This window comes from Pseudoselenomonas ruminis, from assembly GCF_008271295.1.
In the GTDB taxonomy this organism is placed as follows: domain Bacteria; phylum Bacillota; class Negativicutes; order Selenomonadales; family Selenomonadaceae; genus Selenomonas_A; species Selenomonas_A ruminis.
On the sequence record NZ_VTOY01000004.1, the window covers coordinates 112,683 to 125,288 of the forward strand.

Consider the following 12,606-nt stretch of genomic DNA (forward strand, 5'->3'; position numbering starts at 1 on the left):
CTGTTTTATGCGTATAATCTCTTTATGGAATTATTTTCACTCAGCTCTTCCGAAACATCTTCCGGCTGCGTCAAAATATGTTTACTGAAATACCGTTCTGCCCGGTCCGCGGCAACCAGCACGATATTGCCGGTAATGCCGGAATGTGCAAGCTTCAAGGCTGCGGCCAGGGCCGCGCCCGTCGAAGAGCCGGCAAATATACCCTCCCGGGCAGCGAGATAACGCACCCCAGCAAATGCTTCTTCATCCGCAATCTTATAAACCTTGTCGACAAACGATGTCTCCATCGTACTGGCAATAAAGTCGTTGCCAATGCCTTCAATCTCGTAGTCACCATGTTCACCCCCTCCGATAATCGAGCCATACGGGTCCGCCAGGACTCCCTGTATTGCCGGATTTTGTTCTTTCAAATAACGCATGATTCCCGAAAAAGTACCGCCACTGCCAGCGCCTGATATCAAGAAATCCACCGCACCATCAAGGTCAGCAAAAATCTCGGGGCCCGTAGTCTCGTAATGTGCCCGCGGGTTAGCCGGATTTTCAAACTGCTTCATGGTAACAGCTCCTGGTATCATTTCCCGTAACTGCTCCGCCTTGGCTGCTGCCGCCTGCATCCCGCCTTCACGCGGCGTATGCACCAGCTCTGCTCCCAAAGCCTTCATCAATATCTGCTTCTCAGCGGAAAACTTCTCCGGCACCACAAAGATAACGCGATACCCTTTGTTGAGTGCGGCAAACGCAATGCCTAACCCAGTATTGCCAGCCGTACCTTCGATAATCGTACCGCCGGGCTGCAAAATCCCCTTCTGTTCCGCATCTTCAATCATCGATTTTCCAATGCGGTCCTTGGCACTGCCTCCCGGATTCCAAAGTTCTAGTTTAGCAAACAGCCGGACGCCCGCCGGCAAATCAAAATGTGTCAGCTCAACGAGCGGCGTATGCCCGATGAGCTCCTGCATGGAATGGTAATAATGCATAAACAGATGCTCCTTTCTATCACGCAATCCTGCTGGATTCTATCGCCTGTCTGAGGTCAGCCAGCAAATCATTTTTATCCTCAATTCCCACCGAGAGCCGGATTAAATTCTCCGTTATGCCAATGCGGTCGCGTATCTCTTTCGGTATTGCCGCATGAGTCATCGATGCCGGATGGCAAACAAGGCTTTCCACGCCACCGAGGCTTTCTGCCAGGGCGATAAGCTTCAGGGACTTAAAGAATTTCCGGATGTCATAAGCCTCGGTCAGTTCAAAAGATATCATGGCACCGCCGTTTTTCGCCTGCTGCCGGTTGAGTTCAAAACCTGGATGACTGGGCAGCCCCGGATAATGCACGGTCTTTACTGCCTCACTCTCTTGCAGCCAATCAGCCAAAAACTCGGCGTTTTCCACATGGCGATCCAGCCGGACCCCCAGCGTCTTGATGCCACGCACCAATAAGAACGAATCCTGCGGTCCCAGTACAGCACCGGTAGAATTTTGAATAAAGCCCAGCTTATCGGCCAATTCTTTTGTCTTTACCACCGCTAAGCCTGCCACCAAATCACTGTGTCCGCCCAGATACTTCGTCGCGCTGTGCACGACAATGTCTGCGCCCAACTCCAAGGGCCGCTGCAAATACGGCGTCATAAACGTATTATCCACAATAACCAAAACGCCGTGACGATGTGCCCTGGCCGCCACCGCCCGGATATCTGTTATCGTCAATAAGGGATTCGCCGGACTCTCAATGATTATCGCCTTTACATCGGGGGTAAACTGTTTTTCCAAACCGACCAAATTGGTCGTATCCTCGATGGCATAATGAAGATTGAAGCGGCTGAATACCTTATCGAGCACGCGGAACGTTCCCCCATAGACATTGCGGGAAAGAATTACCTTGGCATCACTCTGCAACAGGCTCAACACGGCGGTAATAGCCGCCATCCCCGAAGCGAAAGCAAAGCCAGCCGCACCGCCCTCCAGCTCTGCAATCAAGGCCTCCAAAGCTGCCCGCGTGGGATTTCCGGTACGGGAATACTCCCATTTGCCTTCGCGCAGCTCCCCGAGCCCATCCTGCTCAAAAGTCGAAGTCTGATATATCGGCACATTGACCGAACCTGTTTGGGAATCACCATAGATACCACCATGTATCAAAGCTGTATTAAACGATTGATAACTCATAATCCCGCTGTTCCTTTCCTGCTCTAATTTCAATTCCGTTTCTTTTCCGCCAATAGGAAATGAATATTTTCCATCGCCTGCTGCTGGTCTGTTCGCCCGGCAAAGAAATGGCGCTGTATGTCCGCCGGTGCTTCATGGATGCGGATGACAAAGCCTTCGGCCGTGAGTATCTCCCGCATCTCATCGAGGGAAAAACCGTGACGCATTGGCTCTCCAAGACGTTCGGTAAGCTCTGCCAGCCGGCGCACACGCGATGCCGAATCCGGCTGGAACGTCGACTCATCCGGAAAATCCAATACAAACTGGCTTCCCGGCGATGCCAGGATGCTAATACTGCGCACAAATTCGCGAAAAGCTGTCGGCGTCAGATAATACGATACCCCTAGCAGCGAAAAGAACGAAGATTCATACGGGTGGAAGCCGCTGCGAAGCAGGATCTTCCCCAAATCATCCCGTTCAAAATCGATTGCCGCGTAGTGTACATTGCGCGGTATCTCCCAACGCAAATCATGAATCCGGCGGAGTTTATAGGCCTGCGTGTCGGGATGGTCGAGTTCAAAAATCTGCACCACCTCATCGGTGTTGCGGAAAGCAAACGTATCCATGCCCGCTCCGCAGATTACATACTGGCATTCCGCCCTGCCTCTGGCAAAGCGCTCCAAAGCCCGCTCGGCAAATGCGATACGGGAAAGCGCTACTGGCGAAAAATAATGATCCATCTCGTCAAAAACCTGTAAGCTCTCAAATCCATACCTTGGCAGGTATCCGTCGCTCACTGCCTTCCCCTTCAGCAAATCACCAATCTTATCGTACTCGTCTTTCCCGATGATGTCATAGGCAAGATAATCATCAAAAATCTTGTTCTTCCCCAGCATCGAGTGATAAGCCCGGGCAAAGGAGCAAAGCTTCGCCGTCATACTCTCCTGCGCGGCAATCATATCAATCCCTCCTTACCTGCACATTCGCTCATGTTTTCTGTTGTTATCTTTTTCGGCCAGAATACAAACACATTTCATACGATCCAACTCCCATCAAAAAACATTGTATTTTCGTTAAAAGAAAAAGACTTTTCCGTGCAATCGCCCAAATGAAAGGCGACTGCACCAAAAGTCTTTCCGGTAACTATACAGATTATCAGCGGGCTCCATCAGAACGGAACTGCGAATGAACACATGGCATCCTCACGGATATCTTTTTTCTGTCCGCCGCTTCTGCAACTGTACCAAGAACACATACAGCACATAGCCTCCGGAACAATCATCAAATCGGTAGCCCCACCTTCGTATGCGGAATAAATCCGCGCGATTGCCGTCGTTGTCATGTCGTCATTCCTCCCTTTCTGTTTAATGCCTCTGGCATCATTTTGAAGCCGCTGCCTGCAAATGGGCATTCACAAATGAGTGAATAACAAAAAGGCTGGACAGCATTTTTTATGCCATCCAGCCTTTATTTGTATAATCAGCTGCTCGCTTCAATTTAAAATTATCACCATACAAAACATTTCTCCTACCGGGTGTCCGGTTGCTTTAATTAATCAGATATGTTTTGTATGTGTCATATACTATCACAGAGATTTTACCGTGTCAACCTTTTTTTCTGAAAAACAATCAAATAAAATATTCAATCGTCGCCGCCGCTGTCTTTTCTGTCTGCTTATTGAACAACAGCACCGCTTCGCGCGTATCAACTGGACCTAATGCATATAGTTCCTTTGCCTCGCGGTTAAACAACGCCTCGGGAACAATGCGATTATACGCCCCCTCATGCGACAGTGTAACTTCAACCTTCGCTTCAAACATCTGCTGGTCGTTGCCCGGCAAATACCAAGGGTCAAACATCAATACCTTGTCATCGCAAATGCCAGTCAGCAAAACATAATGCTCCACATCATAGAACAGGCGGACAACGACTGCCCCGCCACGATACAACGCATCATTTATCAGGCTCTCCTGACTCAATCGCACTTCACGTCCCGAAAGATAACGCGTGGCCAGCGGCAACGGCGTCGCCTTGCCAAACCCATCGAGCCAATTGGAAAGGAACCGCATGGCCATCCGGGAGGTCCCAGCCTTGCCGGGAGTCCCTCCCGGACCATAGCAGTCGAGACTGTAAAGCATGATATTGCGAATAATTTCCGCGGGAATTTCCTCCCGCGGAAACAAATAGCTTATTGCATTCAATAGCGACGTGGGACCACAATCATAGCTGGAAATCTGATATCGTAATGGATTGCGCATCATCGATTCTCACGCTCAAATCTGTAAATCTTCTGAGTCAATCGGATAATCAACGTCTTCCCCCTGTTTCTCCCGTTCTACTACAACCTTCTGGAATTCAAAACACTCATCGGCAATATCCTTGTTGAGCCAAAGCAGGCAGATAAGGTTCGGTATCGCCATCAGGCCATTCATCGTATCTGAGAAATTCCATACAACCTCGAGCGCTGTCGTTGCGCCAATAAAGGTGACCAGGCTGAACAAAACGCGGTAGCTCATGATAACCTTGCGATTGCTCACGAGATACTCCAATGCCTTCTCGCCATAATATTCCCAACCAAGAATCGTCGAAAAGGCAAACAACGCCAGCGCCACCGATACAATCAGCTTAGCGTATTCGCCAAACACCGAACTGAATGCCAAAATCGTAAGCTGTGCCCCCGATACCAGTTTGCCCGTTTCGGGGTCAACGGTACCCAGTGCTCCCGAAGAAGCAATGACCAATCCCGTAAGCATGCAGACAATCATCGTATCAAAGAACGTGCCCGTCATATTAACATAACCCTGGCGCGATGCATGGTCCGTCTGGGCTGCCGCTGCCGCAATCGGTGCCGAACCGAGTCCGGCCTCATTGGAGAATACACCACGGGCTACGCCCCAGCGCATGGAAGTGAGCATCGAGGCGACAATGCCGCCCCCGATACCGCCAGCTACCGAGTCAAAGGAAAAGGCCATGCGGAACATCTCCGCCACGCCTGCCGGTACTGCCGCAAAGTTTACCACTACTACGATAACCGCTACGACAAAATAAAAGGCTGCCATCGACGGAACGACCACACTCGACACTTTGCCAATGCTGCGGATGCCGCGAAGCAGTACCGACAGCGCCAGTATTGCGACGACGCCGCCCGTCAGCCAGGACGGGATGGAAAAGCTCGTAGCAAGTGCCGCCGAAATCGAATTGGCCTGCGTCATATTGCCGATACCAAATGACGAAACAACGACAAAAAACGCAAACATAGCAGCCAGTCCCCGGCCGATATACTTATTTTTGATGCCGTTCTTCATGGCATACATCGGACCACCGGCCATCTCGCCGACACTGTTGGTCTCCCGGTACTTGACCGCGAGCACCGACTCACCGTATTTCGTCGACAGGCCAAACGCCGCACTGATCCACATCCAGACCAGCGCACCAGGGCCGCCTAAGACCATCGCTGTCGCCACGCCGACGATATTGCCGGTCCCAACCGTTGCCGAAAGTGCCGTCATCAACGACTGGAACGGAGAAATATCCCCTTCATGTTCTTTTTTCTGCCGGAAAATCATCCGTATGGCATAGCCAAGATTACGCCACGGCAAAAATTTCAACCGCACAGTCAAAAATACGCCCGTTCCCACCAATAATGCCAGCATGATGGGGCCCCAGACAAAATCGTTAATATCAGCCATCAGTTTTGCAAAATCCATAAAACCCTCCAGCTTGTCTACACATTACCTCTATCATACAGATACAGAAAACGCCCTGCAATCTCAAAAGAGACTTCAGAGCGTCCGCCATTGACGTCTATATGATTAATTATAATAGACAGCTGTCAAGTTGTAAATAGTTATAGCAAGTATACAAAAATAGACATACCTGTTATGTACGTGATTCTTAAAGACGTTCCAGCGCACGATGTGCGATATCATTGCGATAGAACGCATCCTGGAACGAAATCTTCTTGACGCCAGCATAAGCCTTATCGACTGCCGTCTTGACATCGTCAGCCTTGGCAACAACACCGAGTACGCGGCCACCGGCCGTAACAACCTGACCGTCTTTTTCGGCCGTACCAGCATGGAAGACTTCCGTGCCGGCAGCCTTGGCATCATCCAAGCCGTCAATAACAAATCCCTTCTGATAGGATTTTGGATAACCGCCCGAGGCCATGACGACACAGACAGCAGCGCCATCACTCCACTTGATATCCTGCGCAGAAAGCGTGCCATCGGCACAGGCCAGCATGATATCGACGAGGTCACTTTCCAACAGCGGCAAAACGACCTGCGTCTCCGGGTCACCAAAGCGCGCATTGAACTCGACAACCTTCGGGCCCTCAGCCGTAATCATAAGGCCGGCATAGAGACAGCCCTTATAGAGGCGCCCTTCCTGTTCCATGGCCTTGATGGTCGGCACGAGAATCGTCTCATACGCCTTATCGACCATGGCCTTCGTCATGACCGGCGCCGGTGCATAGGTTCCCATGCCGCCCGTGTTCGGGCCTTTGTCGCCATCATAAGCGCGCTTGTGGTCCTGTGAGCTTATCATCGGGCAGATGGTCTTGCCATCGGTAAAGCAGAGCAGCGAGGCTTCCTCGCCCTCCATGAACTCCTCGATGACAACGCGGCTGCCAGCCGCACCAAATTCCTGGTCCTCCATGATATCGGCAATGGCAGCGAGGGCTTCCTCTTTCGTCATGGCAACGATAACGCCCTTGCCAGCAGCAAGGCCATCGGCCTTGATGACAATCGGTGCCCCTTCCTGCTCGATATAGGCGCGGGCCGCATCGGCATCCGTGAACACCTCATATTTTGCCGTCGGGATATTATACTTCTTCATCAGCCCCTTAGAAAAAGCCTTCGAACCTTCAATCTCTGCGGCAAGTTTCGTCGGACCAAACGCCTTGATGCCAACGTCATTTAACGCATCGACAAGGCCATTGGTCAGCGGAACTTCCGGGCCGACAACAGCCAGGTCAATCTGCTTTTCTTTGGCAAATGCTGCGACCGCATCATTATCGGTGATGGAAATGCCACCGACGCACTCGGCTACCTCAGCCATGCCCGGATTGCCCGGAATCGCATAGAGTTTCGTGGCTTTCGGCGACTGCGAAAGTTTCCAGGCCAGCGTATGCTCGCGGCCACCCGAACCAATAACAAGAATATTCATCGTATACCCCTCTTATTTCTTGAGCTGCTCAGCCAGATAGTCCTTGATCATCGCGTCATAAGCTGCCGTGTGAGCAAAGGCTTCCTGCGAAAGCTCCATGCGCGTGCGGTCATCGACGCAGCCATTTTCTTTTACCTGCTTGGCAATCTCTGCATAGCGGGCAGGATTCGTCACAATCGTGACGAACTTAAAGTTCTTAGCCGCCGCACGAACCATAGCCGGACCGCCGATATCGATGTTCTCGATTGCCTCTGCCAGCGTAACATCCGGTTTTGCAATCGTCTCTTTGAACGGATAGAGATTGACCGCTACGAGGTCAATGCCCGTAATCTTATGCTCCTTCATCTGCTTGACGTGCTCTTCGTTGTCACGTACCGCCAGAATGCCGCCGTGGATATACGGATTCAGCGTCTTTACGCGGCCATCCATGATTTCCGGAAAGCCCGTGACATCGCTGACATAGGTGACAGGAATGCCAGCCTCTTTGATGGCTTTCATCGTGCCGCCCGTCGACACGATTTCGACACCAGCCTCATGGAGCTGGCGGGCAAACTCTACAACACCGTCTTTATTCGATACGCTGATAAGTGCGCGTTTGATCTGCATTGATATATTCTCCTCTATCTAAAAACTCAATCCAAAATCCGTACATGACGTCCGTCTACCTGCAGCCGCCCCTCACAATAAAGCTGGATGGCCTGCGGATAGATGATATGCTCCTGCTCGAGTACGCGGGCCCCCAACGTCTCCTCGGTATCCCCGTCGAGCACAGGCACTGCCGCCTGCAGGATAATCGGGCCGCTGTCGGTTCCCTCATCGACAAAGTGCACGGTGCAGCCGCTGACCTTGACGCCATAGGCAAGCACATCGCGGTGCGCATGGGCGCCAGGAAAGCTCGGCAAAAGCGCCGGATGGATATTCATGATGCGGCCAGCAAAATGACGTACAAATACCGGCGTCAGAATGCGCATAAAGCCCGCCAGCACCACCAGCGTAACGCCAGCATCTTCCAGCTCCTCAATCAACGCCTCTTCGAACGGCTCACGGTCCTCATACTGCTTGCGGTTGACACAGACTGCTTTGATGCCAGCTCTTTCGGCCCGCTGCAAGGCAAATGCCTCCGGCTTATCGGTAAGCACGACGGCGATTTCGGCATCGACTTCCTCGCGGCCGATTGCATCGATGATGGACTGCAAATCCGTACCACGTCCTGAGCACAGGACACCTAATTTCTGCTTAGCCTCAGTCATGGAACACGCCGCCTTTGATCGTCACATCATGATTGCCCTTTACGACGCGGCCGATTTCATAAACCGTTTCCTTGGCATCAACAAGATGCGCCTTGATTTTTTCAGCCTCATCAGCACTGGCGATGATGATCATGCCAATGCCCATGTTGAACGTGCGGTACATCTCTTTCCAGTCAACATTGCCCCACTGCTGCAGGAGTTTGAAGATAGCTGGCATCTGCCATACCGAGCTGTCGATTTCGACGGCCATATCATCCGGCAGTGCGCGCGGGATATTCTCGTAAAAACCGCCGCCCGTGATATGGACCATGCCGTGGATATCGAAGTTCTCGATAAGCGGCAGGCAGGCTTTCGGATAAAGGCGCGTCGGCGTCAACAGCTCTTCGCCAATCGTCTTGCCGAGCTCATCGATGTACTCATCGCCCTTGAATCCCTTGAGGTCAAAGCAAATTTTGCGCACGAGCGAATAGCCGTTGGAATGGACACCCGAAGACGGCAGTCCAAGAACGACATCGCCCTCCTTGACTTTCTCACTCGTGATGAGCTTCGATTTCTCGACAACGCCGACCGCAAAACCAGCGATATCGTACTCGCCGACTGGATAAAAACCGGACATCTCGGCCGTCTCGCCGCCAATCAGCGCACAGCCAGATTCCTTGCAGGCACCCGCTACGCCTTTTACGACGTCCGCAACCTGCTCGGGGTCAAGTTTGCCAACAGCGAGGTAATCGAGGAAAAAGAGAGGCTCAGCGCCCTGCACGAGGATGTCGTTGACGCACATGGCCACGGCATCCTGACCGACCGTATCATGCTTATCGAGCATAAAGGCCAGACGCAGTTTCGTGCCGACACCATCGGTGCCCGAGACGAGTACCGGCTCTTTGTATTTGCCAGCCGTCAGGGCAAACAGGCCGCCAAAGCCGCCAAGGTCGCCGAGGACCTCCGGACGGTACGTAGCTTTTACGCTGTCCTTTATGAGCTGGACGGATTTGTTGCCTGCGTCGATATCAACACCGGAATCTTTATAAGTAAGTTGTTCTGCCATTTCTATCCTCTCTTAACACTTGCGCTGTTCAAATACATATTTGCTGTCGCCAGCCGGCTTCTCGCCATCCTCAATCGGATAAGCACTGTTAAAGCAAGCATAACACATAGCCTCAGGGTCTACGGCCGAGACCGACTGCTTGAGTCCTTCGATGCTCAGGAAGTGCAGCGTATCGGCACCGATATACTCGCGGATTTCCTCGACGCTCTTGGTCGCCGCGATAAGCTCCTTGCGCACCGACGTATCGATGCCATAGTAGCACGGATAGCCAATCGGCGGGCTGCTGATAAGCATGTGGACTTCCTTAGCACCGGCATTGCGGAGCATCTTGACGATCTTACCGCTCGTCGTGCCGCGGACGATGGAATCATCGACCATGATGACGCGCTTGCCCTCAACTACCGAGCGGATAGCATTGAGCTTGAGCTTTACCGCCGTATCGCGCTTCTTCTGCGTCGGCTGGATAAACGTGCGGCCGATATAGCGGTTCTTGATAAGGCCTTCGACAAACGGAATGCCCGACTCAAAGGCCACGCCCGTAGCGGCCGTCGTGCCCGAGTCCGGAACCGAAATGACGATGTCGCCCTGGCAGCCCGACTCGCGCGCCAGCATACGGCCCATCATGAAACGCGCATCGTGGACGCTCTGCCCATCGATGACCGAATCCGGACGCGCAAAGTAGATGTACTCGAAAATGCAGGATGCCTTCGGCTCCTCCGTCGCAAACGGATACGACTTGATGCCGTCTTCATCGATGACGACCATCTCGCCCGGCAGTACATCGCGGATAAATTCAGCCCCGACGACATCGAGACCGCAGGTCTCCGAGGATATGATATAGCTGCCTTCCTCCGTCTTGCCAATGCACAGCGGACGGAATCCCTGCGGATCGCGGGCACCGATGAGCTTGCTCTCGGTCATAATCGTCAGGCAGTACGCGCCCTTGATTTTCTTTAGGCTCTCGATGACCTTGTCTTCAATCGTCTCCTGACGCGAACGCGCAATGAGGTTGACAAAGACCTCCGAGTCAATCGACGTCTGGAAAATCGTGCCCTGCTGCTCGAGGTCATGACGGATCTCGGCGGCATTCGTGAGATTGCCGTTATGCGCCAGCGCAATCTTGCCGCCCGCGTAGTTGACCATCAGCGGCTGCGTATTGGCGAGCAGGCTCGAGCCCGTCGTCGAATAGCGAACGTGGCCAATGGCAATGCACTGATTCTCCATATGCGGGACCTGATGACGGAATACCTCATTGACGAGGCCCATGCCGCGCGTGACATCCATCCAAGCGCCATCGGTGATGGCAATGCCTGCGCTTTCCTGCCCACGGTGCTGCAAAGCATAAAGGCCCAGGTAAGTCATGCCCGATACATCTTCCGTATGGGAATAGACGCCGTAGACGCCGCATTCCTCTTTCCATTTCGGTTCTAAGTTATAGCCATTTTCATACATGGTTATTTTGTTCTCTCTTTTCCTTTTTATAAATACACGCTTGCTTTAATTTTAGGTTCAAAAAAACAGTCCGATTGCGCGCGCAGCTTAAAGCTGGGCAGCAACACGGGCTGCTTTCTTTTCCACTTCCTGAATCATTTTCGTGCGGTAATCCGCAAGTTTCTGTGCAAGTTCCTTATCCGAGACGGCAAAGATTTCCACAGCAAAAATCGCTGCATTCTTGGCACCATTGACAGCCATCGTCGCTACCGGAATGCCAGACGGCATCTGAACCGTGCTCAAGAGCGCATCCATGCCGTTGAGCGGCGTCGCGTTAATGGGCACACCAATAACCGGCAGCGTCGTATAGCTTGCCACCACACCTGCCAGATGCGCAGCAGCCCCTGCTGCCACGATGAACGCACCAATCCCTTTTTCGGGCGCACTGGTAACTACCTCACGGACTTTTGCCGGCGTGCGGTGCGCCGATGCCACCACCACTTCGGCCTCAATGCCAAAGGATTTCAAAATCTCCACGGCTGGCTTTAAAATCGGCCAATCCGAATCGCTGCCCATCATTACTGCAACTTTCATCACTTATGCTCTCCTTTCTCCTTGACTAAGAAATACGGACCTGTTAAGGTCCGCACTTCCTTGAACCAAACCATTATGCAAAATCTTTGCCCGTAAGCTTCTTAAAGGCTTCCTTGTATTTCGCAATCGTCTTATCAATGATTTCCTGTGGCAGCTCATAATCGCTGTCCGGATTTTCTTTGAGCCAATCGCGGACAAACTGCTTGTCATACGACGGCTGGCTCTGACCCTCTTTGTAGCCATCGAGCGGCCAGAAACGGGAGCTGTCCGGCGTCAGCACTTCATCACCCAATACGATATTGCCCTCTTCGTCAAGGCCAAATTCGAACTTGGTGTCGGCAATGATGATGCCGCGCGAAAGAGCATACTCAGCGCATTTCTTATAAATCGCAATCGTATAATCGCGTACTTTTTCGACATATTCGCGGCCATGTCCCGGGAAAGCCTTCTCCAGAACTTCCGCACCCTTTTCGAGGGAGACATTTTCATCGTGGTCACCGAGCTCTGCTTTCGTGCTCGGCGTGAAGATCGGCTCCGGCAGTTTCTGGGACTCAACGAGACCCTCCGGCAGTTTGATGCCGCAAACCGTGCCATTTTCCTTGTAGCTTTCCCAGCCACTGCCCGTGATGTAACCGCGAACAATGCACTCCATCGGGATCATCGTAAGCTTTTTGCATTTCATGCTGTTGCCAACGAAACCTTCCTGCTGGAAAAACTCCGGCATTTCCTTGTTGTCGACCGAAATCATGTGATTCGGCAGAATGTCTTTCGTAAAGTCGAACCAGAACCGGGACATCTGCGTTAAAATAGCGCCTTTATCCGTAATCTTGTTCTTCAAGATATGGTCAAAGGCGGAGATGCGGTCCGTAGCGACCATGATGATGCTGTCCTCTGCATCATAGACTTCACGAACCTTACCGGATTTAAATGGTTTGTACTCTTTCATGGATTATATCGTCTCCCACTGAAATAATAGAT

General features: G+C 52.2%; 13 protein-coding genes. All 13 read right to left on the reverse strand.

Translation table 11 applies throughout. From position 1 onward, the window contains the following. Window positions 1–5: 5 nt before the first annotated feature. Window positions 6–977, reverse strand: a complete 972-nt coding sequence (locus tag FZ040_RS07235; RefSeq protein WP_149171390.1) for a PLP-dependent cysteine synthase family protein — start codon at window positions 975–977, stop codon at window positions 6–8. 19 nt (window positions 978–996) lie between these two features. Beyond that, complete coding sequence (locus tag FZ040_RS07240) at window positions 997–2,160, reverse strand: trans-sulfuration enzyme family protein (RefSeq protein ID WP_149171391.1); 1,164 nt, start codon at window positions 2,158–2,160, stop codon at window positions 997–999. Window positions 2,161–2,189: 29 nt separating this feature from the next. After that, window positions 2,190–3,098, reverse strand: a complete 909-nt coding sequence (locus tag FZ040_RS07245) for a class I SAM-dependent methyltransferase (RefSeq protein WP_149171392.1) — start codon at window positions 3,096–3,098, stop codon at window positions 2,190–2,192. 209 nt (window positions 3,099–3,307) lie between these two features. Beyond that, complete coding sequence (locus FZ040_RS13985) at window positions 3,308–3,481, reverse strand: hypothetical protein (RefSeq protein ID WP_187620277.1); 174 nt, start codon at window positions 3,479–3,481, stop codon at window positions 3,308–3,310. 286 nt (window positions 3,482–3,767) lie between these two features. After that, window positions 3,768–4,397 carry a C39 family peptidase gene (locus tag FZ040_RS07250; protein WP_149171393.1) on the reverse strand — a complete coding sequence of 210 codons (630 nt, stop codon included), beginning with the start codon at window positions 4,395–4,397 and terminating at the stop codon, window positions 3,768–3,770. 15 nt (window positions 4,398–4,412) lie between these two features. After that, a complete protein-coding gene (locus FZ040_RS07255; protein WP_187620278.1) occupies window positions 4,413–5,846 on the reverse strand; it encodes an alanine/glycine:cation symporter family protein in 1,434 nt (477 codons plus the stop codon). A 187-nt stretch (window positions 5,847–6,033) separates the two neighbouring features. After that, entirely contained in the window at window positions 6,034–7,308 is a 1,275-nt protein-coding gene (gene purD, locus FZ040_RS07260; RefSeq protein ID WP_149171394.1) for a phosphoribosylamine--glycine ligase, read from the reverse strand. Between the two features lie 12 nt (window positions 7,309–7,320). Next, window positions 7,321–7,914 carry an IMP cyclohydrolase gene (locus tag FZ040_RS07265; protein ID WP_149171395.1) on the reverse strand — a complete coding sequence of 198 codons (594 nt, stop codon included), beginning with the start codon at window positions 7,912–7,914 and terminating at the stop codon, window positions 7,321–7,323. Between the two features lie 26 nt (window positions 7,915–7,940). Further along, complete coding sequence (gene purN, locus FZ040_RS07270) at window positions 7,941–8,558, reverse strand: phosphoribosylglycinamide formyltransferase (protein WP_149171396.1); 618 nt, start codon at window positions 8,556–8,558, stop codon at window positions 7,941–7,943. Further along, window positions 8,551–9,603: a phosphoribosylformylglycinamidine cyclo-ligase gene (gene purM, locus FZ040_RS07275; protein ID WP_149171397.1), complete on the reverse strand. Its 1,053-nt coding sequence runs from the start codon at window positions 9,601–9,603 to the stop codon at window positions 8,551–8,553. The genes purN and purM overlap by 8 nt, the downstream gene beginning before the upstream one ends. Window positions 9,604–9,615: 12 nt before the next feature. Beyond that, on the reverse strand, window positions 9,616–11,055 hold the full coding sequence (gene purF, locus FZ040_RS07280) for an amidophosphoribosyltransferase (RefSeq protein ID WP_149171398.1): 1,440 nt from the start codon (window positions 11,053–11,055) through the stop codon (window positions 9,616–9,618). Between the two features lie 87 nt (window positions 11,056–11,142). Next, window positions 11,143–11,628: a 5-(carboxyamino)imidazole ribonucleotide mutase gene (gene purE / locus FZ040_RS07285; protein ID WP_149171399.1), complete on the reverse strand. Its 486-nt coding sequence runs from the start codon at window positions 11,626–11,628 to the stop codon at window positions 11,143–11,145. Between the two features lie 73 nt (window positions 11,629–11,701). Continuing rightward, window positions 11,702–12,574, reverse strand: a complete 873-nt coding sequence (locus FZ040_RS07290; protein ID WP_149171400.1) for a phosphoribosylaminoimidazolesuccinocarboxamide synthase — start codon at window positions 12,572–12,574, stop codon at window positions 11,702–11,704. Window positions 12,575–12,606 lie beyond the last annotated feature (32 nt).

What these genes read in the sequence shown, in the direction of transcription:
- FZ040_RS07235 (WP_149171390.1), bottom strand. Translation starts at nt 977, where the DNA reads ATGCATTATTACCATTCCATGCAGGAGCTCATCGGGCATACGCCGCTC.
- FZ040_RS07240 (WP_149171391.1), bottom strand. Translation starts at nt 2,160, where the DNA reads ATGAGTTATCAATCGTTTAATACAGCTTTGATACATGGTGGTATCTAT.
- FZ040_RS07245 (WP_149171392.1), bottom strand. Translation starts at nt 3,098, where the DNA reads ATGATTGCCGCGCAGGAGAGTATGACGGCGAAGCTTTGCTCCTTTGCC.
- FZ040_RS13985 (WP_187620277.1), bottom strand. Translation starts at nt 3,481, where the DNA reads ATGACAACGACGGCAATCGCGCGGATTTATTCCGCATACGAAGGTGGG.
- FZ040_RS07250 (WP_149171393.1), bottom strand. Translation starts at nt 4,397, where the DNA reads ATGCGCAATCCATTACGATATCAGATTTCCAGCTATGATTGTGGTCCC.
- FZ040_RS07255 (WP_187620278.1), bottom strand. Translation starts at nt 5,846, where the DNA reads ATGGATTTTGCAAAACTGATGGCTGATATTAACGATTTTGTCTGGGGC.
- purD (WP_149171394.1), bottom strand. Translation starts at nt 7,308, where the DNA reads ATGAATATTCTTGTTATTGGTTCGGGTGGCCGCGAGCATACGCTGGCC.
- FZ040_RS07265 (WP_149171395.1), bottom strand. Translation starts at nt 7,914, where the DNA reads ATGCAGATCAAACGCGCACTTATCAGCGTATCGAATAAAGACGGTGTT.
- purN (WP_149171396.1), bottom strand. Translation starts at nt 8,558, where the DNA reads ATGACTGAGGCTAAGCAGAAATTAGGTGTCCTGTGCTCAGGACGTGGT.
- purM (WP_149171397.1), bottom strand. Translation starts at nt 9,603, where the DNA reads ATGGCAGAACAACTTACTTATAAAGATTCCGGTGTTGATATCGACGCA.
- purF (WP_149171398.1), bottom strand. Translation starts at nt 11,055, where the DNA reads ATGTATGAAAATGGCTATAACTTAGAACCGAAATGGAAAGAGGAATGC.
- purE (WP_149171399.1), bottom strand. Translation starts at nt 11,628, where the DNA reads ATGAAAGTTGCAGTAATGATGGGCAGCGATTCGGATTGGCCGATTTTA.
- FZ040_RS07290 (WP_149171400.1), bottom strand. Translation starts at nt 12,574, where the DNA reads ATGAAAGAGTACAAACCATTTAAATCCGGTAAGGTTCGTGAAGTCTAT.